This window comes from Streptomyces sp. NPDC057616 (assembly GCF_042800575.1).
GTDB lineage: Bacteria > Actinomycetota > Actinomycetes > Streptomycetales > Streptomycetaceae > Streptomyces.
Map to the genome: position 1 here is coordinate 1 of NZ_JBHVGU010000040.1, position 22,131 is coordinate 22,131.

The 22,131-nt window shown below is 72.7% G+C and carries 19 protein-coding genes; 10 read left to right on the top strand and 9 right to left on the bottom strand.

Annotated elements, in window-relative coordinates; all coding sequences use genetic code 11:
* Positions 1 to 159: 159 nt before the first annotated feature.
* Positions 160 to 1,572: a cytochrome P450 gene (locus ACFU97_RS36985; RefSeq protein ID WP_384265216.1), complete on the bottom strand. Its 1,413-nt coding sequence runs from the start codon at positions 1,570 to 1,572 to the stop codon at positions 160 to 162.
* Between the two features lie 200 nt (positions 1,573 to 1,772).
* Here ACFU97_RS36985 and ACFU97_RS36990 point away from each other — a divergent pair, with 200 nt between their 5' ends.
* The 3 genes from ACFU97_RS36990 (at position 1,773) to ACFU97_RS37000 (ending at position 8,474) form a co-directional block, all read left to right on the top strand.
* Positions 1,773 to 4,355, top strand: a complete 2,583-nt coding sequence (locus ACFU97_RS36990) for a SpoIIE family protein phosphatase (protein WP_384265218.1) — start codon at positions 1,773 to 1,775, stop codon at positions 4,353 to 4,355.
* Between the two features lie 296 nt (positions 4,356 to 4,651).
* A complete protein-coding gene (locus ACFU97_RS36995; RefSeq protein ID WP_384265219.1) occupies positions 4,652 to 7,456 on the top strand; it encodes a SpoIIE family protein phosphatase in 2,805 nt (934 codons plus the stop codon).
* A 166-nt stretch (positions 7,457 to 7,622) separates the two neighbouring features.
* Positions 7,623 to 8,474, top strand: a complete 852-nt coding sequence (locus ACFU97_RS37000) for a chitosanase (RefSeq protein ID WP_384265221.1) — start codon at positions 7,623 to 7,625, stop codon at positions 8,472 to 8,474.
* Positions 8,475 to 8,524: 50 nt separating this feature from the next.
* Here ACFU97_RS37000 and ACFU97_RS37005 read toward each other — a convergent pair whose 3' ends face one another.
* Positions 8,525 to 9,448: a CU044_5270 family protein gene (locus ACFU97_RS37005; protein ID WP_384265222.1), complete on the bottom strand. Its 924-nt coding sequence runs from the start codon at positions 9,446 to 9,448 to the stop codon at positions 8,525 to 8,527.
* The gene (locus tag ACFU97_RS37010; protein ID WP_384265224.1) at positions 9,441 to 10,130 is read right to left on the bottom strand and encodes an RNA polymerase sigma factor; all 690 of its coding nucleotides are present in this window, start codon (positions 10,128 to 10,130) and stop codon (positions 9,441 to 9,443) included. Before ACFU97_RS37010 ends, ACFU97_RS37005 begins: the two co-directional genes overlap by 8 nt.
* Before the next feature lie 161 nt (positions 10,131 to 10,291).
* Here ACFU97_RS37010 and ACFU97_RS37015 point away from each other — a divergent pair, with 161 nt between their 5' ends.
* The 3 genes from ACFU97_RS37015 (at position 10,292) to ACFU97_RS37025 (ending at position 13,564) form a co-directional block, all read left to right on the top strand.
* Positions 10,292 to 11,656, top strand: coding sequence for an FAD-dependent oxidoreductase (locus ACFU97_RS37015; protein ID WP_384265225.1), 1,365 nt, complete (start codon positions 10,292 to 10,294; stop codon positions 11,654 to 11,656).
* A gap of 134 nt (positions 11,657 to 11,790) precedes the next feature.
* The gene (locus ACFU97_RS37020; RefSeq protein ID WP_384265226.1) at positions 11,791 to 12,948 is read left to right on the top strand and encodes an FAD-dependent oxidoreductase; all 1,158 of its coding nucleotides are present in this window, start codon (positions 11,791 to 11,793) and stop codon (positions 12,946 to 12,948) included.
* Positions 12,949 to 13,072: 124 nt separating this feature from the next.
* Positions 13,073 to 13,564, top strand: a complete 492-nt coding sequence (locus ACFU97_RS37025; protein WP_384265228.1) for a lamin tail domain-containing protein — start codon at positions 13,073 to 13,075, stop codon at positions 13,562 to 13,564.
* On the opposite strand, the gene ACFU97_RS37030 is transcribed toward ACFU97_RS37025, so the two are convergent.
* The 5 genes from ACFU97_RS37030 to ACFU97_RS37050 all read right to left on the bottom strand — a co-directional run bounded on the left by ACFU97_RS37030 (position 13,548) and on the right by ACFU97_RS37050 (position 17,650).
* Positions 13,548 to 14,435, bottom strand: coding sequence for a hypothetical protein (locus ACFU97_RS37030; RefSeq protein WP_384265229.1), 888 nt, complete (start codon positions 14,433 to 14,435; stop codon positions 13,548 to 13,550). The two genes, ACFU97_RS37025 and ACFU97_RS37030, sit on opposite strands and share 17 nt — an antisense overlap.
* A 31-nt stretch (positions 14,436 to 14,466) precedes the next feature.
* Positions 14,467 to 15,645, bottom strand: coding sequence for a DUF2306 domain-containing protein (locus tag ACFU97_RS37035; protein ID WP_384265231.1), 1,179 nt, complete (start codon positions 15,643 to 15,645; stop codon positions 14,467 to 14,469).
* A gap of 85 nt (positions 15,646 to 15,730) precedes the next feature.
* Positions 15,731 to 16,261: a PadR family transcriptional regulator gene (locus ACFU97_RS37040; protein ID WP_384265232.1), complete on the bottom strand. Its 531-nt coding sequence runs from the start codon at positions 16,259 to 16,261 to the stop codon at positions 15,731 to 15,733.
* Positions 16,262 to 16,286: 25 nt separating this feature from the next.
* Positions 16,287 to 17,285, bottom strand: coding sequence for a hypothetical protein (locus ACFU97_RS37045; RefSeq protein ID WP_384265233.1), 999 nt, complete (start codon positions 17,283 to 17,285; stop codon positions 16,287 to 16,289).
* Positions 17,282 to 17,650: a PadR family transcriptional regulator gene (locus tag ACFU97_RS37050; protein ID WP_384265346.1), complete on the bottom strand. Its 369-nt coding sequence runs from the start codon at positions 17,648 to 17,650 to the stop codon at positions 17,282 to 17,284. The genes ACFU97_RS37045 and ACFU97_RS37050 overlap by 4 nt, the downstream gene beginning before the upstream one ends.
* 365 nt (positions 17,651 to 18,015) lie before the next feature.
* Here ACFU97_RS37050 and ACFU97_RS37055 point away from each other — a divergent pair, with 365 nt between their 5' ends.
* Positions 18,016 to 19,173 (top strand): hypothetical protein, encoded by a 1,158-nt coding sequence (locus ACFU97_RS37055; protein WP_384265235.1) that lies wholly within the window; start codon positions 18,016 to 18,018, stop codon positions 19,171 to 19,173.
* 83 nt (positions 19,174 to 19,256) lie between these two features.
* Here the strand turns inward: ACFU97_RS37055 and ACFU97_RS37060 are convergent, their stop codons facing one another.
* On the bottom strand, positions 19,257 to 20,294 hold the full coding sequence (locus tag ACFU97_RS37060; RefSeq protein WP_384265236.1) for a hypothetical protein: 1,038 nt from the start codon (positions 20,292 to 20,294) through the stop codon (positions 19,257 to 19,259).
* A 212-nt stretch (positions 20,295 to 20,506) separates the two neighbouring features.
* Between ACFU97_RS37060 and ACFU97_RS37065 the strand changes: the two genes are divergently transcribed.
* The 3 genes from ACFU97_RS37065 to tgmB all read left to right on the top strand — a co-directional run bounded on the left by ACFU97_RS37065 (position 20,507) and on the right by tgmB (position 22,130).
* Entirely contained in the window at positions 20,507 to 20,797 is a 291-nt protein-coding gene (locus ACFU97_RS37065) for a YkvA family protein (protein ID WP_384265238.1), read from the top strand.
* 131 nt (positions 20,798 to 20,928) lie between these two features.
* Complete coding sequence (gene tgmA, locus ACFU97_RS37070) at positions 20,929 to 21,120, top strand: putative ATP-grasp-modified RiPP (RefSeq protein WP_384265240.1); 192 nt, start codon at positions 20,929 to 20,931, stop codon at positions 21,118 to 21,120.
* Between the two features lie 17 nt (positions 21,121 to 21,137).
* The gene (gene tgmB, locus ACFU97_RS37075) at positions 21,138 to 22,130 is read left to right on the top strand and encodes an ATP-grasp ribosomal peptide maturase (RefSeq protein WP_384265241.1); all 993 of its coding nucleotides are present in this window, start codon (positions 21,138 to 21,140) and stop codon (positions 22,128 to 22,130) included.
* Position 22,131 lies beyond the last annotated feature (1 nt).

Below are 22,131 nucleotides of genomic sequence, written 5' to 3' on the forward strand. Positions count from 1 at the left end.
GGGGGGGGGGGGGTGGTGTGGGGTGGGGTGTTTTTGGTGTGGGGGGGGCCCCGCAGGGGGGGGGGGGGGGGGGGGGGGGGGATGGTCCCCCCCCCCCCCCCCGCCACGGCGAACGACCCGCGACCGCCCGGCAGTCGGACATCGCCGGACGGCTCGGGCCTACGTGCCCGCGCTCCGGTGGAACTCCATGGCCAGGGCGTCGGGTTCGACCGTGATGACGGCCTGGGCACGCGGCGGACGGGAGGTCACCTCGAACCGGGGCCAGGCCTGGAGGACGGTCGCGAGGATGATCTGGAGCTCGACCCACGCGAGGTTCTCCCCGATGCACTTGCGCCGGCCGTCACCGAAGGCTAGGAAGTTCCCCCGGGTGCCGGCGGCACCGTCCGCCTCCTCACGGTCCGGGTCGAAGCTGCCCGGGTCGGGGAAACAGTCGGAGTCGTGCTGGTGCAGGTAGGGACTCCACATGACGTCGGCACCCTCGGGTACGAGGTGTCCGCCGAGGACGACGTCGCGGGCGGCGGTCCGCATCACCATCCAGAGCACCCCGTACTTCCTGATGGCCTCCCGCAGAACCCGCCGGGCGTACGGGAGCCGGTCGATGTCCTCGTAGCGCAGCGGCCGGTCCCCGCACACCGAGGCCAGTTCCTCACGAAGGCGCCGTTCGACGGCGGGGTTGCCGGCGATCTCGTACAGCGCCCAGGCGAGTGTGGTGCCGGTGGTCTCGATCGAGCCGGCCAGGAGGGTGATGGTCTCGTCCTGGAGTTGCCGGCGGCCGAGTTGGTCCTCAGCGCCGATCAGGGTCTCGAACAGACCGCCCTGCCGCCGGCGCGCCTCGGCCGCGTACGGGCACGCCCCGGCACCGGACGCACCGTTCGCCGCGGCCGATCCGGCGGCGGTGACCTCGATGTGATGGTCGATGGCCTGGTCGATGAGAGCACGCAGGCGCGCGACGCGGTCGGCGTGTGCGCGGTTCGCGGGCAGCGGCAGCCGCGTGATCCAGGGCGGAAGAATGACCTGCCGAATCGTTCCTTTCATGATCTCGGGCATCAGGGCGGTGAACTCGCCCTCCAGGTGCGGGGGCAGGTCCGCGCCGAACACGGCGACGAGGAACGCGGCGAGGGTGATCCCGTTCATGTCGGCGAGCACGTCACGCGGTGCGGCCGCGGGCCAGGCGCCGACCATCTTCCGCACCTGCTCGATCATGGCGTCGCCGCGTTCGGCGATGTGCGCCTTGTTGAACATGGGCTGCATCAGCCGGCGGTTGCGCAGATGTGTGTCGCCGTCGGCGACGGTAGCGATTCCGTCTCCGAGGAAGACCCGCAGCGCGTCGTTGTACTTGCCGCCCTTGGCGAAGTGGGCGGCGTCGGTCACCAGGACGCGTCGGGTCAGTGCGGGGTCCGTGACCACGTAGGCCGGTGTGGGGCCGATGCGTATGCGCACCACGCTGCCGTACGCGCGCAGCGAGGTGATGAACGACAGCGGGTCGCGGGCGAGTCGGAGTCCGTGCCCGATCAGCGGCAGTGCTCCGGGGGCTGTGGGGGTGGGGGCGGGCGGCGCAGTGGGGGCGCTCATCACGCGATCACTCCTAGTGGGGTGGGGGACAAACGCCCGAATGCATGCCCATGCCAGCTTCTTCCGAAGCACCCGAACGGTGATCTTTGCGTCACATGGAGGTCCGTGTGCCGTATTGCGCCGCGCAGGTGCGCCGCAGCCCCGTGGTGGCGCATTCTTGCTGTGTCGCCTCTGGGCGGCTTACGGACGAGGTAGGGCCGATGACGCGGAGCGCGGAGGACGCACAGCGGAGCCCCGGGCAGCTGGCCTCGCTGCTCATCGACGTTTCGACCGAGGCGGTCGGTGCGGCAGGGGGCCATGCGGGAGGGGTCTACCTGCGCTCCGGCACGCCCGGGCTGCTGCGACTGGCGGTGCTGACGGGGCTGCCGGGACCCCTGTTCCGGCCGTGGTGGCGGATGCACGTGGACCGGCCGTTCCCGGTCGCGGACGCCTACCGGCTCGGCGTGCAGGTGGTGCTGCCGAACGCGACGGAGACGATGCGCCGGTATCCCCAGTTCGCCGCGGGGCTGCCGTTCCAGTTCGGATCGCTGTACGTGCCCGTCGTGGGCGGCACCACGACCTTCGGCGTGCTGACCGTGCTGTGCCCCTCCGCGACGGACGCGACCGAGCTGCTGCACCACCGCGACCGCATGGTGCGCCTGGCCGAGGACCTGGGCGCCTCCCTGCGACGCCTGGAGGACGGCGGCAGGTCCTCGGTCGCCTGGGACGGCGAGCCCATGTGCGTACGGCCGCCCGGCACCCGCCCGCCCGCGGGCCGCGCCGGGGGCTTCGCCTGGGACCCGGTGACGGACGTCGTGACGGCGGACGAGCGGCTGCCCGCGCTGCTGGGGATGCCGGCCGACGAGTTCGCCACGTCCGTGCAGACGCTCGCGCACGCCGTGGCCCCGGCCGAGACCGAGCGGGTGCTGACCGCCCTGCGGGAGACGGCCACCGGCCGGCCCCCGCCGCTGCCGCTGTACGTACGGTCCGAGGACGGCGCGCTGCGGCTGGTGGAGCTGTGGAGCCCGTACGCCTCCCCCTCCCCGCCCGGTGCTCCGTCCGGCGCGCACCCCGTCCGCGGCTTCGTCGTCGACCCCGGGCCCGGCGCCGCCGCCGACGCGGCGGCCGACCTGCTGCCCGAGGGCGTGCTCTGCCTGGACCGGCTGGGGCTGATCCTGTACGCCAACCCGCGGGCCGGACAGCTGCTGCGCCGTTCGCGGACGCAGCTGCTCAGCCGCCCGCTGTGGGAGGGCGTGCCGTGGCTGAACCAGCCGGCCGTCGAGGACCACCTGCGCAGCGCCCTGCTCACCCCGGGCCCGGTGCGCTTCCGTCTGGAACGGCCCGGCAAGGAGGGCGGACAGGGGCACCCGGCGTCGTACGACAGTGATCCGTCGTCGTACGAGGGCTCCTGGCTCGACGTGTGCGTCTATCCGGGCCGGGACGTGCTGACGTGCACGTTCCGGCCGGCGAACCGGGTGGCGGACGGCGCCGCGGACGTCGCGCCGCAACCCGTCCCGCTCGAGCCGCCGGCTCCGGCGTCGCCGGCACCGCCCGCCACCCCCTCGATGGCTCCGCTCTACCGGCCCATCGTGCTCGCCATCGCGCTCTCCGAGGCGGTCACCGCGCGTCAGGTGGCGGCCGTGGTGATGCGGGAGGTGCTGCCCGCGTTCGGCGGCCGCCGGCTCGCGATCTATCTGCTGCAGGACCGCCATCTGTACCTGTCCTGGGAGAACGGCTTCCCCACCGGCTTCCTCGCCCCCTTCGAGGGCGTGGCCCTGGACGCCCACCTCCCGGGCGTCGAGACGCTGACCACGGGCCGCCCGATCTTCTTCGACTCGATGGAGCAGCTGGAGGCGGCCTATCCCGGGATCGCGCTGGACGCCGACGAGGGCGCCCGCGCGTTCCTGCCGCTGATCGCCTCGGGGCGGCCGGTCGGCTCCTGCATCCTGGGCTTCGACCGGTCCCGCAGTTTCAGCACCGAGGAGCGTACGGTGCTCACCGCGCTCGCCGGGCTGATCGCGCACGCCATGGAGAAGGCGCAGCGCTACGAGAGCGAGGCGGCGCTCGCGCGCGGGCTCCAGCAGGCCCTGCTCCCCCGCCGCCTGTCGGCCCATCCGCAGGTGGAGACCACCGGCCGCTATCTGCCCGGCACCCAGGGCATGGAGGTGGGCGGCGACTGGTACGACGTCGTGGAGGCCGGGGACGGACTGGCGCTGGTCATCGGCGACGTGCAGGGGCACGGGGTGCAGGCCGCGGCCACGATGGGGCAACTGCGCAGCGCGGTGCGGGCGTTCGCGCTCGGCGACCGGCCGCCCGACGAGGTGATGAGCGGCACCAACCATCTGCTCATCGACCTCGACCCCGGTCAGTTCGCGAGCTGCTGCTACATCCGGCTGGACCCGGTGTCGGGCCTTGCGCGTGTCGCGCGCGCGGGACACCCGCCGCCGCTGCTGCGTCACCCGGACGGCCACACGGAGGTGCTGGATCTGCCGGGCGGGGTCGTGCTCGGGGTGGACCAGCAGGCCCACTATCCCGTCTCCGAGCTGCAGATCGACCCGGGCTGCGTGCTCGCGCTCTACACGGACGGACTCGTGGAACGCCCCGGCGTCGACATCGACGACGGCATCACGGCCCTGCGCGTGGCCCTGTCGAAGGCCGGCGCGCCCGCCCTTCGGCCGAGCCGCCGCACCCTCACCGGTATCGCCGACCGCCTCACGGCCCTGGCCCGCCACACGCGGGACCGCCCGGACGACATCGCCCTCCTCCTGGCAACGCGCCGGGCGACGGAGGGAACGGGACGGTGACGTCGCCGCCGGCGGGATGCGGCCGCTGACGTCGCCGCCGACGGCACGCGGCACTCGGCACCGGGTACCCGCACCCGGCACCTGGCACCTGGCACCTGGCACCTCAAGGACCGTGCCGCCCGTGGCTCACCACCCCGGGCCCACTCACCGCTTCGGCCCAGCACCCCGCCCCGCGAACGGACCCGTCACCGCCCGCGCCACGCCGCCACAACCACCCCCGCCACCACCCCCGAAGGCCCTGTAACCGTCTGTTACGCCTCTCGCCTCATGGGGCGCGGCAGTGTAGACATGGGCACATGGTCCGTCTTCCGGACCGTTCCGGGACGCGGTCGCACCGGCGCCCCGGCGGTCCCCGTGCCCGCCGCGCGAGCGGTCGTGCCCACGGGGTGCACGGGCAGCGCACGGCGCGGACGCCGGGCGGAACGTTCACCCACCGCAAGGGCCACCCACGGGAGACGGAGCCGGGGCGCGTCGCGGCCCTGCGGTCCGCGCTGACCGGCCGCAGCATCGCCCGGCAGGTCTTCGTCCTGCAGGTGGTGATCGTCCTGCTGCTGGTGGTCGCCGCGGTGGTGGCGCTGTATCTGCAGGCCCGGCACGACAGCACGCAGGAGGCCCGCAACCGCTCGGTCGCCGTGGCCGAGGCATTCGCCAACGCGCCCGGCACGCGCGCGGCCCTGAGCACCGAGCACCCCACGGCGATCCTGCAGCCGCGCGCCGAGGCCGCCCGCAAGGCGACCGGTGTGGACTTCATCGTCGTCATGAACACCGACGGCATCCGCTACACGCACCCCAAACCGGACCGCATCGGCAAGAAGTTCGTGGGCACCATCGCCCCCGCGCTGGCCGGCGGGACGGTGGTCGAGGAGATCAACGGCACCATCGGGCGGCTGGTCCAGGCCGTCGTACCGATCAAGGCCCCGGACGGAAAAGTCGTGGGCCTCGTGTCGGCGGGCATCACCACGGCGAACGTGGGCGGCGCCGCCAACCGCCAGCTCCCGCTCGTCCTCATGGCGGCCGCCGTGGGCCTCGCCCTGGCGACCGCGGGCACGGCGCTGGTGAGCAGACGCCTGCTGCGGCAGACCCACGGCCTCGGCCCGGACGAGATGACCCGGATGTACGAGCACCACGACGCCGTCCTGCACGCGGTGCGCGAGGGCGTGCTCATCGTCAGCGGCGAGGGCTCCCTGCTGCTCGCCAACGACGAGGCCCACCGCCTGCTCGACCTGCCCGCGGACGCGGAGGGCCGGCACGCGCTGGACCTCGGCCTCGACCCCGACACCGCGGAGCTGCTGGCCTCCGGCCGCGTGGCCACGGACGAGGTGCACCTGGTCAAGGACCGGCTGCTGGCCGTCAACCAGCGCCCCACCGACGTCCAGGGCGGCCCGCCGGGCAGCGTCGCCACCCTCCGCGACTCCACCGAGCTGCGCGCCCTGTCCGGCCGCGCCGAGACGGCGCGGGAACGCCTCAACATGCTCTACGACGCCGGTGTGGGCATCGGCACGAGCCTGGACGTCACCCGTACCGCCGAGGAGCTGGCGGAACTCGCCGTGCCCCGGTTCGCGGACTTCGCGACGGTCGACCTGTTCGACGCCGTGCTGGGCGGCGGCCAGCCGGAGGGCGGGACGGCCGTGCGCCGTACCGCCTCGCGCGGCGTCCGCGAGGACGCCCCGCTGTACAAGGTGGGCCGGCAGATCAGGTTCGTCGACACCTCGCCACAGGCCCGCAGCCTGCGCACCGGGCAGGCCGTGCTGGAGCCCGACCTCGCCGCGGCCCCCGGCTGGCACGCGCAGGACCTGGAGCGCGCCGGGCAGGTCCTGGAGTACGGCATCCACTCGCTGATCTCGGTGCCGCTGCGCGCCGGGACCCTGGTCCTGGGCGTGGTGAGCTTCTGGCGCTCACAGAAGCCGACCCCCTTCGACGCGGAGGAACTGGCCCTCGCCGAGGAGCTGGTGACCCGCGCCGCGGTCTCCATCGACAACGCCCGCCGCTACACGCGCGAGCACAGCATGGCCGTGACCCTGCAGCGCAGCCTGCTGCCGCGCAGGCTGCCCGAGCAGTCCGCCCTCGACATCGCCTACCGCTATCTGCCCGCGCAGGCCGGGGTCGGCGGCGACTGGTTCGACGTGCTGCCGCTGTCGGGGGCCCGGGTCGCACTCGTCGTCGGCGACGTCGTCGGGCACGGGCTGCACGCCGCGGCCACCATGGGCCGGCTGCGCACGGCGGTCCACAACTTCTCCGCACTGGACCTGCCGCCCGACGAACTCCTCTCGCTCCTCGACGAGTTGGTCGGCCGGATCGACCAGGACGAGACCACGGACGGCGACAACGCCCCGGTCACCGGCGCCACCTGCCTCTACGCGGTCTACGACCCGGTGTCGCGGACGTGCACGATCGCGCGGGCCGGCCATCCGCCCCCCGCGCTGATCGGGCCGGACGGCAGCGTCGGCTTCCCCGACGTGCCGGCCGGGCCACCGCTCGGCCTCGGCGGCCTGCCGTTCGAGACGGCCGACCTCACGCTGGAGGAGGGCAGCCGGCTCGTCCTGTACACGGACGGGCTCGTCGAGGACCGCGGCCGGGACATCGACGAGGGGCTCGAGCTCCTGCGGGGCGCGCTGGAGCGCGCCGGCGACTCGCCGGAGGAGACGTGCCGGTCGGTGCTCGACTCGCAGCTGCCGGCCAAGCCCAGTGACGACGTCGCCCTGATCGTCGCCCGCACCCGGGCGCTGCCCGCCGACCACATCGCCGAATGCCAGGTGCGCAACGATCCGGCGGCGGTCGGCGAGGTGCGGGCGTCGGTCAGCCGCCGGCTCACGGCGTGGGGCCTCGAGGAGCTGACCTTCAGCACGGAGCTCATCCTGAGCGAGCTGGTCACCAACGCCATCCGCTACGGCGCCGACCCCATCCAGGTGCGCGTGCTGCTGGACCGCACGCTGATCTGCGAGGTCTTCGACAGCAGCAGCACCTCGCCGCACCTGCGGTACGCGGCGATGACCGACGAGGGCGGCCGCGGCCTGTTCCTGGTGGCCCAGCTAGCCGAGCGCTGGGGCACCCGCTACACGCCCGACGGCAAGGTGATCTGGGCCGAGCAGCCGCTGCCCTGACGGCGCCGGTGCCCCGTCTCACCCCTTTTGGTCCGGACCTTCTTCGTGCGTCCCTACGAACTTCTCCCGTGACGGGTGTCCTCCTTCGGCCGTAGCTGATAGGAAACCTTCCTATCAGTGTCACGCACGGCCAACTCCCCACCCCCCACCACGATTTGGAGACCCCGTGACGCACCACTCCGACGACGCCGCACGCCCCAGCCGCATCGCGCGCCGCACCGTCCTCGCCGCGGCCGCCGCCTCCCTGGCCGCCGTCCCGCTCCTGCGGCCGTCGCACGCCTCCGCCTCCGCCTCGGCGGCCGCGGCCTGCACCCCGCTCGACGACGCGGCGAAGAAGGAGATCGCCATGAAGCTGGTGTCGAGCGCGGAGAACTCCTCGCTCGACTGGAAGGCCCAGTACAAGTACATCGAGGACATCGGCGACGGCCGCGGCTACACCGCCGGGATCATCGGCTTCTGCTCCGGCACCGGCGACATGCTCGACCTGGTCCAGCTCTACACCGACCGCAAGCCCGGCAACGTCCTGGCCAAGTACCTCCCGGCGCTGCGCGCGGTGAACGGCACCGACTCGCACGACGGCCTGGACCCCAACTTCCCCCGGGACTGGGCGAAGGCGGCCCAGGACAGCGCGTTCCAGCAGGCGCAGAACGACGAGCGCGACCGGGTGTACTTCAATCCGGCGGTCAGTCAGGGCAAGTCCGACGCGCTCGGCACCCTGGGCCAGTTCGCCTACTACGACGCCATCGTGATGCACGGCGACGGCGACGACCCCACCAGCTTCCGCAACATCCGCAAGCGCGCCCTCAGCAAGGCCAAGCCGCCGGCGCAGGGCGGCGACGAGACGACGTATCTGAACGCCTTCCTCGACGCGCGGGTGTGGGCGATGAAGCAGGAGGAGGCCCACAGCGACACCAGCCGGGTGGACACCGAGCAGCGGGTGTTCCTGCGCAACGGCAACCTGTGCCTGAACACACCGCTCAACTGGAAGGTGTACGGCGACAGTTACCACATCGGCTGACGGCGGGCCCGGGCTGCCGTACCGCCCCCCATGCGGTACGGCAGCCGGGTCTAGGGGCGCTGCCCGATCCGGTCCACGACATCCAGCTCCTGCAGGCCGCTCATCTCGTGGTACCAGCCGTGATGGGTGGCCTTGCGGCCGTCGTACGTCACGGTGCTTCCCTTCACGCGCATGCCCAGGTAGGCGTAGGTCCGCGTGTCGAAGACGAAGGCGAAGTCGAAATCCGGGTACGACACGGCGACTCCATGGCGGCCGAGAGCGTCCACCGCCTCGTGGTCGATCCGGATGCGGGGAATCTCCGCCACGGCCTCGAAGATCGCCGCCTCCAGACCGGGCGGCATGACCCGGGGCACCACGAAGAACTGACACGCGTTCATGAACGCTTCGCGGGCGTGCTTCGCCGTGCCCATCCGCAGCCACCTGAGCAACTTGCCCGGGTCCGTGGGCCACTTCGCCAGTTCGGCGTACTCGGTCGGCGGCACCCGCACCTCGTGCTCGCCCAGCGGGGGATCGTTGTGGACCTTGCCGTGCTCCACGCGCCGGGAGGGCCTGGAACCGTCCACGGAGAGCCAGCTCTCGTCCGTCCAGGTCCTGGTCCGCCCGCCGTTCACATAGGTCCTGGTGACGTAGGTCCTGGTGTACACGTACTGGTCGTTGCGCGGAATCGGCGCGCGGGTGCCGTCGGACCTGGACCTGTCGGCGGCCCGCCGCAGCAGCTGCGCCGCGCTCAATGTGGTCAACCGCGGCGCGTGCGAACCCTGTTGGTGCCGCGTCGCGAGGACGGCTCCCCCCGCGACCGCCGCCGCGGCCGTACCGGCGACGGCCGCCCTGAGCATCAGCCGCCGGGACAGCGGACGCGGGCGGGTCTCCCGGACGACGGCGCGCTGCAGGCGGACCCGGGCGGCAGCGCGCGCCCCCTCGGTCAACTCGGGCACGTCGTCGGCCAGTTCGCGCACCGCGGTGAGGTCATCCACGATCGGTCTCCTCGGTCTCCTCGTGAAGTGCAGTGGGATCCGACCCGCCCAGCGCCTGCCGCAGCCCGGCCCGTGCGCGGTGCAGCCGTGAGCGCACCGTCCCGACCGGGACGCCGAGGGCCTGCGCCGCCTCCGCGTAGTCGAGATCACCCCAGGCGATCAGCAGCAGCACGTCCCGGTGGCGGGCGGGCAGCCCGGCCAGCGCGCCGGCGAGCCGGGCGCGGGAGTGCTCGGCACCGACCTTCGCCACGACCCGGTCCGCGAGGGGCTCACCCTCGGCCGGGGTCGTGCCCGCGACCCGCGCGAGCGCCCTGAGCCGGCGGGCCTCCGCGCGCCGGTGCTGGCCGACGAGGTTGGTGACGATCCCGTAGAGCCAGGGCCGGGCGTGCGGCCGCGACAGGTCGTAGCCGCGCCGGCGCTGGAAGGCGATCACGAAGGTCTCGGCCATCAGGTCGTCGGCCACCTCGGCGCCCAGCCGCCTGGCCGCGTAGCGGTGGATGTCGTCGGCGTAGCGGTTGAAGAGCACCGCGAACACGTCGGGCTCGTCCCAGGACCGCTCGACGACCGTGGCGTCGGTCACGGAGTCGTCGTACGCGCCGGGCGCGTCGTGTGCTCCGACGCTCGGCGAGGCGGTCACCGGTCGCCTTCCAGGTCCATGGGTGTCCTTCGAGGTCGCGGGCATGGTCGACTCCTGTTGGCCGACGACCGTGTTCGGGTTCCATCCTGCGGCCCATAAATTTGACTTATGGGCTCATAGACCGGACCCGCGTACCGACTTAGGCTTGCCTTAGTTTAGGCTTCCTGTTCGAGTCGATCTTTCAGCCGCTCGAAGGGAACCTGATCATGCCCCGCCCCCTGCGGGTAGCCATCGTCGGAGCCGGCCCCGCCGGGATCTACGCAGCCGACGCGCTGCTCAAGTCCGACGTGGCCGCCGACCCCGGTGTGTCCATCGACATCTTCGAGCGCATGCCCGCGCCGTTCGGACTGATCCGCTACGGCGTCGCCCCCGACCACCCCCGCATCAAGGGCATCATCACCGCCCTGCACCAGGTGCTCGACAAGCCGCAGATCCGCCTCTTCGGCAACGTCGACTACCCGACCGACATCAGCCTGGACGATCTGCGCGCCTTCTACGACGGCGTGATCTTCTCCACGGGCGCGACGGCCGACCGCGCGCTGGCGATCCCCGGCATCGACCTCGACGGCTCCTACGGCGCCGCCGACTTCGTCTCCTGGTACGACGGCCACCCGGACGTGCCGCGCACCTGGCCGCTGGAGGCCGAGAAGGTCGCCGTGCTCGGCGTCGGCAACGTCGCCCTGGACGTCGCCCGCATCCTCGCCAAGACCGGCGACGAGCTGCTGCCGACCGAGATCCCGCCGAACGTGTACGAGGGCCTGAAGGCCAACAAGGCGCTGGAGATCCACGTGTTCGGCCGCCGCGGCCCGGCGCAGGCGAAGTTCTCCCCGATGGAGCTGCGGGAGCTGGACCACTCCCCCACCATCGAGGTCATCGTCGACCCCGAGGACATCGACTACGACGCGGGCTCGATCGAGACCCGGCGCGGCAACAAGCAGGCCGACATGGTCGCCAAGACGCTGGAGAACTGGGCGATCCGCGACGTCGGCGACCGTCCGCACAAGCTGTTCCTGCACTTCTTCGAGTCGCCCACCGAGGTGCTCGGCGAGGACGGCAGGGTCGTCGGCCTGCGCACCGAGCGCACCGCCCTCGACGGCACGGGCAACGTCAAGGGCACCGGAGAGTTCAAGGACTGGGACGTCACCGCGGTCTACCGCGCGGTCGGCTACCTCTCCGACCAGCTCCCCAAGCTCCCCTGGGACATCGAGTCGGGCACCGTCCCGGACCAGGGCGGCCGGGTCGTCCAGGAGTCGGGCGAGCACCTGCAGTCGACGTACGTCACCGGCTGGATCCGGCGCGGCCCGGTCGGCCTGATCGGCCACACCAAGGGCGACGCCAACGAGACGGTGGCCAACCTGCTGGACGACCACGCCAACGGCCGTCTGCAGACCCCCGCCTCGCCGGAGCCGGAGGCCGTGGAGGCGTTCCTGGGCGAGCGCGACGTCCGCTTCACCACCTGGGAGGGCTGGTACCAGCTGGACGCCGCCGAGAAGGCGCTGGGCGAGCCGCAGGGCCGCGAGCGCGTGAAGATCGTCGAGCGTGAGGACATGCTCCGCGAGAGCGGCGCGTGACCGCCGGCCGGTCGCGCCACCCGGCGCGACCGGCACGACCGGCCCGCGTCACGGCGGCGGAGCGGAACCACCGCCGCCGTCCTGACGTTTCCAGGGAGACGTACGACCACGGGGGCCGTGCGGGGACGAACGGGGTGGGCGTGGCTCGGGTACTGGTCATCGGCGGCGGAATCGCGGGCACGGCGACGGCACTCGCCCTGCACAAGGCAGGGCTGGACGTCGAGGTGCACGAGGCCCATCCGGACTCGGCCGAGGATCTGGGCGCGTTCCTCACCCTCGCGAGCAACGGCATGCGGGCGCTCGCGCAGCTCGACGCCTCCGCCGCCGTCACCGCGCTGGGCTTCCCGCTGACCTCGATGCGAGTGCTCGACGGCACGGGCGCCGAGCTGGCGAAGACCCCCATCGGCGAGGCCGGCGACCCACTGCTCCAGTACCGGTGCCTGCGCCGCGGGGACCTCAACTCCGGGCTCCAGGCGGAGGCTTCGCGCCGGGGCATCGCCATCCGGCACGGCGCCCGGCTGGCCTCCGTCGTGGAGGACGCCGACGGCGTCACCGCCCACTTCGCCGACGGCAGCAGGGCCGGCGGCGACCTCCTGATCGGCGCCGACGGACTCGGCTCCACGGTCCGCAACGCAACGGCCCCCGCCGTCCAGCCCCTTTACGCGGGCCAGCAGGTCTTCTACGGCTACACCCGCACCGCGCCCCTGCCCGCCGGTGACGCATGCATCACCATGATCCGCGGCACCGGTGCCGCCTTCGGCTTCGCGGTGTCACCGGACGGGGAGACGTACTGGTTCGCCCGGGTCTCCGGCGATCCGCTGCCCGCCGAGCGGATCGCCCGCGGCACCGCGGCCGACTGGCGCGAGCTGCTGGTGCCGCTGCTGCGCAAGGACGCCACCCCGGCCGCCGACATCGTCGCCGCGACCGACCAGGGCGTCCTGGTCACCAACGCCACCGAGATCCCGACCGGCAGCCCCTGGCGGGCCGGCCGCACCCTGCTCGTCGGCGACGCCGCGCACGCGGCCTCCCCGGCCACCGGCCAGGGCGCGTCGATGGCGCTGGAGGACGCGGTGGTGCTCGCCAAGTGCCTGCGGGACGCGCCGGACACGGACGCCGCCCTCGTCCGCTACGAGGAGCTGCGCCGGCCTCGCGTGGAGCACAACATCACAGTGAGCGGCAACATCTCCCGGGGAGTGCCCTCGCCGTCCCCCGCGACCCGGGCCGCCCCGAACCGCCCGGGCGAGGACGAGATCGTACGGCTGCTGGACTGGCAGTCGGACGCCTGGGCCTGACGGCCCCTCAATACCGCGCTCCAGCGTCTTTAGGCGCAAAATCGGCGAATTCACCCCTCGGTACAACCCAGCCCTGTACTCTGCACGTTCTTCACCAGAAATTCACACAGGGGGGCAGATCTCCATGCGCATACGCATGCTCGCCGCGACGGCCGCCGCGGGAACTCTCGCCGTACTGGCCGCCGTTCCGGCCCACGCCACCGAGTACTCCTCGGCACTGAAGATCAAGGGCGTCCAGTACGACGCACCCGGCAGGGACTCCAACAGCTGCTCGACCGGGAACACCAAGGACGAGTACCTGACGATCAAGAACTACTCGGCGCACACGACCGTGAACCTCAAGGGCTACGTGGTCAAGGACAAGGTCGGCAACCACTACACCTTCAGTCAGAACCACTACCTGCAGCCCGGCGACTACGTGAAGCTGCGCGGTGGCCACGGCACCGAGTCGGACAGCAAGAACGTCGCGTACCGCAGCAACTGCAACTTCATCTGGAACAACGACAAGGACACGATCTACCTCTACAAGCCGTCCGGCGCGGGCGCCGACTCGCACGCCTACACCAAGGCCGCGAACGACCGTGACGGGAACGGGTACATCACGTTCCACGGGTGACGGCCAAGGAGCGGGCGAGCAGCACCCGCCCGCTCGCTCCCGCGAACAGCAGCCCGGCCACCATGCAGACCAGGCTCAGCGCGGGGCCGGAGGACCAGTCGACGCTCGCCGCGCGGACTGCCAGTACCACGGTGATCGCGGCCCCGGTGCCGGGCAGCGCGAGCAGGGCGGGCCGGGTGCGGTCGAGGTCGTCCTCCGCCAGTGAGCCGAGGACTCCGACGCCGAGGGCGAGGGCCCACACGCCGAGGGCCTGCGCGTCGGCGCGGCCGGTGTCCCAGGGGACGAAGGCGGCCCAGAATCCGGGGCGGGTCAGCAGGCCCGCCCCGATGCCCAGCCAGGACGAACCCAGCACCGCCAGAAGGGGTTTCGACCAACCGGGCAGGGGCGCCGCGCGCCCCGCGAGCGGCGCCCCGGGCGTGAGGTGCTGCCAGGTCAGCAGCGCGAGGGCGGCCACGGCGAGCAGGCCGAGCGTGAACACCCAGCCCAGGCTGAACAGCACGGGGACGATGGACCCGCCCTTGGCGATGTAGAGCCCCTTCGCGTTGACCAGGCTCACCGCGAACAGGCCGATCAGGACAACGGCCAGCGGATACAGCAGGGTTCGGGCCTCCTGCCACAGCCGGGCCCTGTTGACCGTGAACAGGGCCGGGGCCGTGCCGAGCATGGCCGCGCCGACCAGGCCCTGACTCAGGGAATCGGGCGAGGGCCAGGCCCCGAAGACGTGCCCCGTGAGGTTCACGAGCATCAGCACTCCCCCGACGAGAAGGCTGATCACGGCCACCGCGGTGGCCAGTATCGCCATCCCGGCCGTGAGCGGGCGGCCGTTCACCGCGGCGGGGGCGGGAGTTGACGCGTCGGACGTGTTCGCCATGGCCATCTCCGTTTCCTGGTGATCCGATCGGTTACGCGACGGGGGACGACACACCGACGGCGGGAGCACGCTCCGCCGGGACGGCGCGCTTGAGCACCTCGCGGGCGTACATGACGCGCATGCTCACCACTGCGGTGGCGGCGAACGCCAGCATTCCGCAGCCGATGGCCACGCCCGCCGACAGCGCGGTGTGCCGGTCGAGGTCGAGGCCCCGCTGGAGCACGGGCACCGCACCCACGGACAGCACGGGCGCGAGGCACAGGGCGGTCAGATGCAGCCGCCACTCCTCGCGGGCCCAGGCGCGTCCGGCCCGGCCGGCGCGCCGGGCGCCGACGGCCATCACCGCGTAGGCGACGGCGTACGGCAGCAGGTAGGCGCCCAGCAGCCGGTGGCCGGTGGCCCCGAAGTCCAGGTAGGAGCGGACGATCCACACGAGCGCGGCGGCTCCGGCGAGATGGGCGGCGATCAATACGGGCAAGGGCGCCCAGGTCCCCGTCACGCCGCGCACCCGGGTGCGCCGGTCGAGGGTGCGCGAGGCGATGAGCGCGCCGAACACCACGATCGATCCGAGGTGCTGGACGGCCACGAGGTTGATCGCCGTCATCGGCAGCCCCGGCAGCACCCGGGGCAGGGCGCCCCACTCCAGGCGCAGCAGCGGCGCGGTCAGCAGGTAGCCGTAGCAGAGCAGCATCCAGCGCTGGTGCAGGTCCGGGTGGCCGCCGACGGCCGCCAGGACGCCGAACGTCACGCTCAGCACGGTGCCGACCAGGATGGTGGCCAGCACGATCCAGAAGGCCGCCCCGCTGAAGGCGTCCTCGGGTGCCGTGCGCGCCAGGTAGAGGGCGGCGCCCGCCATCGAGGCGTACACGGTGACCGCGAAGACGACGCCGAGGACGCGGTGCAGGCGGGTGCGCCGGCGGGACGCGGTGAACAGCTGCGCCGGGCCCAGGAGCATCAACGCTCCGCCCAGCACCGAGTGCACGATCATCGGCACGAGGCTGTGCCGGTAGGGGGCGATCCGGGTGGCGAGCGCGTCGGCGACGTAATGCGGCGAGACCATGCGGCCCAGCAGCCACTCGCCGAAGGCGGGCGCGCCGGGGCGGGCGTACGGCCACAGCTCGGTCATCGCGATCGGCGCGTACGCCACGCACATGACCGTCAAGGCGATGACGGCGCCACGGCGCCAGCTGCCCTTCGTTGGACGACGCACGACGACTCCCTGCCCGGGGTGCCACTCCGATCCCCGATAGTCTCTTCTGGACTATCGAGAAGGTAGGGCCGAGTCGCCGTCGCGGTCAACGGTCCGTCGTACGTTCGTCCCGCCGACCCACCCACTGCCAGAAATCGACCATCATCCGCTCGTAGCGGATGCCGAACTCCAGGGCCTCGCGCTGGCCGGGCGTCAGCAGCTCGCCGACACTCTCGGCCAGCTCCTCGTACTCCCCCAGCGTGCGCACGTGTTCGTCGAGCTGGGCGGGGGCGAGCACGTCGGGCCGGCCGCCGAACCAGAGTTTGAGGATGCCGCGCTCGCGGGCCTCGACCGGCACGAACTCCGGGTCGGCGAGCCACTGTTGGAGAGCGGCCCGGCCCTCGTCCGTCAGGCTGAGCACCCGCCGGTTGCGGCCGCTCTCCTGCCGTACCTGCGACAGCAGTCCGGCCTGGAGGAGGCGGTCGCACTGCGCGTACACCTGCGCGTGCGGCACCTGCCAGAACGGGGCCACGGTGCGGCCCGCCTCCACCTTCACGTCGTAGGCGCTCGCCTCGCCCAGTTTGTCGATGATGCCGAGCACGAGGTACGAGGACGTGGTCAACCGGGCGTCAGACATGGGGCGACCGTATCGCCCGCGCCATTCAGCGCGGAGCGAGGTCGCGCCTGGCCACCAGGGCCAGCACCACGACCAGCAGGGTGAGCGCGCCGGCCTGGACGAGCGCTCCGCCGAGGAAGGCGGCGGGAACGGGCACGCCGAGCCAGGGATACAGCGCCGCCACCCGGACCGCCAGCAGCAGCAGGCCGAGCGCGGCCAGGGCCGCGGCACCGCCCGAGGCGCCGCTGTCCGTAAGGCGGTTGCGCAGCACCAGCCAGGCGAGGGCGCCGAGGACGAAGCCCGTGGCCGGCGCCCAGGCCGCGTCGGCCATGGCGGGCAGCAGCACGAGCGATCCGCCCATCACCACGGTGCACGCGGTGAACACGAGGCCCGGGGTGCCGACGGGCAGCGTGGCCGGCGGGGCGTCACGGTGGTAGGCCGCGCACAGCGCGAGAGCGGGCAGCCAGGCCAGCAGCGCGGTGGCGACGGCGAACCAGGGGTCGGCGGCCACCCGTTCGCTCACCAGCGGCCCGAACAGCGGCCACAGCGTGGGCAGCGCGGCGAGCAAAACGGCGGCACGGGCCGGGGTGCGCCGGTCGTGCAGCAGGGCGAAGAAGCCGGCGACCCACAGCAGCGGCAGGATCCACTCGGCCACCGCGACGACGCCGAGCGTGCCCTGGCCGGTGAACCCCGACAGGAACATGTCCCACTGGCTCCGGCCGTGGGTCGACGACCAGGTCAGGTTCAGGACCCGGTCGGCCACCGCGGCGGCCGCCTGGAGCAGCACGGCGAAAAGCGCGAAATGGCGCACGACCGAGCCCAGCAGCGCGTACGGCCGGGGGGCTCCGGCGGTGGCGAGTCTGCTGCGCACCGCGAGGGCCGCGACGCTCGCCACCTCGCCGAGGGTGGGCCTGCTCTGGTCCTGGGTGTCGCGGTCGACGTCCCACAGATAGACCTCGACCATCTCCTCCTCCCGGGCCCTGCGGTAGTAGGCGGGGAGCAGGCGCAGCACGCCGCGGTACCGGGTTTCGAGCAGCGTCGTCATGCGAGACCTCCCGCGAGTCCGGGGTCGGTGGTGGGCCGGGCGGCCGCTCCGGGGGCCTTGCGCCCCTCGGCGATCCGCCGCTTGGCGGCGCTGGCTCCGGCGGCCATGCGCTCCGCCTCGGCGTCGAGGGCGGCCGTGCCCTCACCGGTGAGGCGGTAGTAGCGCCGCAGCCGGCCCTCGTGCACCTCCTCGCGGTCCAGGACGATCAGTCCGTCCGCGGTGAGCCGGTCGAGCACGCCGTACAGGGTGCCGACGCGGAGCTGGACGGTGCCGTCGGACAGGTCCTCGACCTCGCGCAGGATCCCGTAGCCGTGCCGGGGCTGGTCGGCGAGAGCGGTGAGGACGAAGAACGCCGCCTGTGTCATGTTCTTCGATGCCATACGGCCATGATATCTCGGCTGCCGATATATAGCGCGACACGGAGTCACCGGGCGTGTCGGTGCGCTCGCGGAGCGCGCGGTGAGGGGGCGGTGCCGGCCGGACTCCGGCACCGCCTGAAACGGCGCGAACAGGCCCCGCCCCGAAGCGGATGGTGGGCGGGTCCTGTTCGCGGCCGCCATTGTGGCCGCACCGCGGCCCGGCGGAACACGCGTGAACTGTCATGTGCTGGAGCAGATCGATCACACCCCGTGTGCACCGCGCACATTCCGTGTGCAGACCCCGTGTGATCTACACCGACCCGCGCGGACAATACTGGTGTCCGCACGTGCCCCCGTTCTCAGATGGACCCATGCGCATCTCCCCCAGTGTCCGACCGGCCCCGTCCCCCAACCTGTGGCTGACGCGCGGCCGCCATGACGGAACCGACGCCCCGGAGGTCGTACGAACGACCCTGCAACGACTCAAGGAAAGAACGGTCCTCGACGACCAGCACGAACTGCCCGGGCCCGACGGCGAGGACGGCCCCGAGCGGATCTTCGAGGCCCGCTGGAAGGCCGCCGGGACGGCGACCGTGCGCGCCCGGCTCACCCTGGCCCGCCCCTCGGAGGGCGGCCAGGACTGGGTGCTCGCGGCCGAGGCGGAGCGCCCGTGGAACGAGGAGTGGCCCTCGCCCGCCACCATGTTCTGGCCCGACGACCCCGGCACCCCCTGGGACCTCGAGCCCGCCACGGGGCTGCGGCTGCGGGGCGCCGCGCACCTGCCCACGGAGGACAAGGAGATCCGGCGCCTGCTGCGCAGCTGTGCGCGCGGCGGCTGGAGCATCAACGTCGTCGTGCACGAGGCGATGACGCCCGACGAGGCGGGCCGCAGGCCGCTGGGCCCGCTGCTGCCGCCGAGCCTGCGGCATCGCGTGCTGGAGCACCGCGCCGCGCCCGAGCAGCTGCGGATCGTCAACCGCGCCCTGCGCGAGTTCGGAGTGCAGGTGCCGCGCGGCGGGGCCGTCGTGCTGCCCACGGACCCGGCACCGCCGGGCTTCGACGCGGACGACTTCTCCGTGCGCACCGTCTTCCTCGACGGCAAGCGGCCGGCCGAACTGGTCGACGCCATCAGCCGGTTCGCCGCGCTGCCCCCGCCGCTGCCGGACGGCGGCGACGAGGCCGTCCGGGAACTGCGTGACGACTGGGACCTGATGACCCTGGAGGAGCAACTCGACCACGAGCGCAGGCTGGTGGCGATGTACTCCGAGGCGCTGGAGGCGATGACGAAGTCGCGGGACCTGTACCGCGAGGCCGCCGAGCGCGCCCACGAGGCGCTGACCGTGCTCCGCGAGAACGGCGCCGACGTGCCCGCCCCACCGCAGCCCCAGCCGCCCGCCCCCACGACGGGCTCGCCGTTCCAGCAGCTGACGCGCACGTTCGAGCGCCTCAAGGGCAAGGCCCTGCGACCGCCTGCCACCGAAGGCGGCAAGCACGAGGGAGACGAACGGACGGAAGCGGCCGACGGCTGAGACGCGACCGCGTGCCGCCCGGGAAAGGTTCTGGGGCGGCCGCGAGGCCGCCCCAGAACCTGCCGGTCGCTACGACCGTTGCGTCACTCCGGCCGGCCCGCCGTGGCCAGTGGGCGACGGGCCGGGGCGGGGGCGGGCGGCTGGTTGGAGGCGAGGCGGACGACCAGGGCCGTCAGCGCCGCCAGTGCCGCCGCCACCGCGGCCAGGCCCGCGATCCAGCTCGGTGCGAGCGTGAGGTCCAGCGCCCGGGACAGCCAGGCGGAGTGGAATCGGCCCTGGTAGAGCTGCGCCGCGGCGAGGATCGCGGTCACCACCAGCGCGAGCGCGAGGGCGGGCGGGACGGGCCGCAGGGTCACCGCCACGGCGAGCAGCGCGCACAGCGCCGACACCGCGACCGACGAGACGTAGAGCGCGACGGGCTCGCCCTCCTGGTACATCGGGAACCACAGCAGCGCGCACAGGAAGAGCGCGCCGGCCACGATCAGGCCCGGCCAGGTCAGCCGTTCGGCGGGACGCCTCGGCGTACGGGCCGGCCGGTGCGGCAGGGTGTCCGGGCCGCGACCCGGCGGGGCCAGGGGGACGGGCGGCGGGAACGTGCCGCCGGGACCCCAGCCGGTCGCGCCGCTCGGCTGCCCGGACGGGGGCTCCGGGTCGGGCAGGGTGGCCAGGGCCTCACGCTCCTCGCTCAGCTTGCCGATGAGTTCGACGAGTTCCTCGACCGGCCGTGCGGAGGCGGCGGCCCGTGCGGCCTCGCGGCCGAAGTGACGCTCCGTCTGCGTGCGGTGGAGCAGTGCCATCAGCCGGGTCACCTCCTCCACCGGACGGTTCTCGGCAGCCGCGCGGATGGCCTCGTCCGCGCTCGCGGCGTCGCGGGGCGGCCTGGTCAGCAGGGTGACCAGCCGGGTGACGTCCTCGATCGAGCGGTCCGTGCCCACCGCGCGCAGCGCGTCGACGGTGGCCTTGGCGTACTGGGGTGATTCCTCCAGGAGGGTGATCAGGTTGGCGACCTCCTCCAGCGGACGGTCGGCGACCGCGGCGTGCACCAGGGCGCTGACCGGGTCCTCGTTCGTGGCGGCTATGGAGGGGTCGTTCGGCTTGGATGATGACGAGCGGATGCTCATGACTCTCCTCCATGGAAGAGATGGAAGGTTCGCCACCACTCGCGTCTCCCGACGCGAGTCACGACGTTGCAGTGCAGTGCCATTACTAGGTGGTAGCGCCACCGCGTGCCACCCGGGTGGGCCACGGGTATGAACCAGGGGTACGTACGTAGGACGGAAGCGGGAATCCGAGGGAGGGGCGCGCCGTTCGGCCCGCCGGATGAGGAGGACCCGTGAAACCGAGCACGACGGTGATCGTCATCACATTCGCCCTCGCGGCGCTCGTCCTCGGCGTGGCCGTGACCCTGTTCGTCAGACTCCTGCGGACGCGCCGAGACCTCAGGCGTGCGGGGCTGCCCACCGGGCCACGCTGGGTCTTCTGGGGCGCTGTCCTTTACTTCCTGCTGCCGACCGACCTCCTGCCCGACCCGATCTATCTGGACGACATCGGCGTCCTGCTCCTCGCTCTGCGCACACTCCACGGCTCTCTCGGTGGGCCGAATCGTCACGAAACCTCCCTCTGACTACGCAGAGTAAGGAAACCAACCACCCGTTCGATTCGTATAACTGACTGGAAGGGCAAGGCAGTCGGCGGACCGGGCAGCGCCCAGAGCGGGGCCCGCCGGGTCGGCGCAGCACTGACGAGGGAGAGACGATGCAACCGTTCGCGCTCAACTACGCACGTCCGGCGGTGGAGTTGGAGGCCACGACTCCGTATGTCTACGACCCCGGGCTGCAGTTGAACGTGCTCATGGACGGCCGGGTCGCCGCCGGTGACCACGCCCTGCTCAGAGAGTTGGGGACCACGACGTCCACCGCCGGTTCCAAGACACACTTCGACGACTGAACACGTCACAGCCGAACATGACTGTCCTGATCCTGACCAGTGAAGAGGACGTGACCGCCGACATGGTGGTCGTGCATCTGAACGCGTCCGGGGTCCCGGTGGTCCGCCTGGATCCCGCGGACCTGCCCGGAGGCGTGGCGCTGTCCGGCGAGTACGTGCACGGTGCCTTCCGCGGTCATCTCCAGTCCGCGGGCCGCCTGGTGAGCATCTCCGGCCTGCGCTCGGTCTGGGTGCGCAGGCCCGGCGAGGCCGCCACCCGCGCGAGTGAACCCTCCGCCTGGCTGACCGAGGAGTCCACCCAGGCGCTCTACGGCATGCTGCGCGGCTCGGACGCCCGCTGGATGAACCACCCCGACGCGGCCCGCAGGGCCCGCCACAAGCCCTGGCAGCTCCGGCACGCCCAGCGCTGCGGACTGCCCGTTCCGGCCACGCTCATCACGACCTTTCCGCAGGCCGCCCGCGAGTTCGCCGACCGCTACCCCGACCTGGTGGTCAAGCCGGTCTCGGGGGCGCACCCGCAGGATCCGCCGCGCGCGGTGCCGACCAGCCGGGTCGCGCCGGACGCGGACTTCACCGCGGTGGCGTACGGGCCGACGCTGCTGCAGCGCCGGGTCGGCAAGAAGGCCGACATCCGGCTGACGGTGGTGGGCGACCGGTTGCTCGCGGCCCGCAAGGCCACCGACGAGGCGGCGGACCCCGACGACCCCGCCTCGGTCGACGTGCGCTTCGCCTCGTCCGACATACCCTGGCGCGCCACCGACGTCCCGCCCCGGGTCGCCGACGCCGTGCGCACCTATCTCCGCAGCGCCGAACTGGCCTACGGCGCCTTCGACTTCGCCGAGGACGCCGACGGGACCTGGTGGTTCCTGGAGTGCAACCAGTCGGGGCAGTTCGGCTTCGTCGAGGTGGAGACGGAACAGCCGATCGCCCGGACCGTCGCGGAGTGGCTCGCCCGTCCCGGCCCGCAGGAACAGACGCACGTCAACGGCGAGAACAGCAGGGTGTGTTGAG

Bases quoted from the DNA above. Each gene is read 5' to 3' on its own strand.
- ACFU97_RS36985 (WP_384265216.1), bottom strand. From the start codon at position 1,572: ATGAGCGCCCCCACTGCGCCGCCCGCCCCCACCCCCACAGCCCCCGGA.
- ACFU97_RS36990 (WP_384265218.1), top strand. From the start codon at position 1,773: ATGACGCGGAGCGCGGAGGACGCACAGCGGAGCCCCGGGCAGCTGGCC.
- ACFU97_RS36995 (WP_384265219.1), top strand. From the start codon at position 4,652: ATGGTCCGTCTTCCGGACCGTTCCGGGACGCGGTCGCACCGGCGCCCC.
- ACFU97_RS37010 (WP_384265224.1), bottom strand. From the start codon at position 10,130: ATGCCCGCGACCTCGAAGGACACCCATGGACCTGGAAGGCGACCGGTG.
- ACFU97_RS37015 (WP_384265225.1), top strand. From the start codon at position 10,292: ATGCCCCGCCCCCTGCGGGTAGCCATCGTCGGAGCCGGCCCCGCCGGG.
- ACFU97_RS37025 (WP_384265228.1), top strand. From the start codon at position 13,073: ATGCGCATACGCATGCTCGCCGCGACGGCCGCCGCGGGAACTCTCGCC.
- ACFU97_RS37030 (WP_384265229.1), bottom strand. From the start codon at position 14,435: ATGGCGAACACGTCCGACGCGTCAACTCCCGCCCCCGCCGCGGTGAAC.
- ACFU97_RS37040 (WP_384265232.1), bottom strand. From the start codon at position 16,261: ATGTCTGACGCCCGGTTGACCACGTCCTCGTACCTCGTGCTCGGCATC.
- ACFU97_RS37045 (WP_384265233.1), bottom strand. From the start codon at position 17,285: ATGACGACGCTGCTCGAAACCCGGTACCGCGGCGTGCTGCGCCTGCTC.
- ACFU97_RS37050 (WP_384265346.1), bottom strand. From the start codon at position 17,650: ATGACACAGGCGGCGTTCTTCGTCCTCACCGCTCTCGCCGACCAGCCC.
- ACFU97_RS37055 (WP_384265235.1), top strand. From the start codon at position 18,016: ATGCGCATCTCCCCCAGTGTCCGACCGGCCCCGTCCCCCAACCTGTGG.
- ACFU97_RS37060 (WP_384265236.1), bottom strand. From the start codon at position 20,294: ATGAGCATCCGCTCGTCATCATCCAAGCCGAACGACCCCTCCATAGCC.
- tgmA (WP_384265240.1), top strand. From the start codon at position 20,929: ATGCAACCGTTCGCGCTCAACTACGCACGTCCGGCGGTGGAGTTGGAG.
- tgmB (WP_384265241.1), top strand. From the start codon at position 21,138: ATGACTGTCCTGATCCTGACCAGTGAAGAGGACGTGACCGCCGACATG.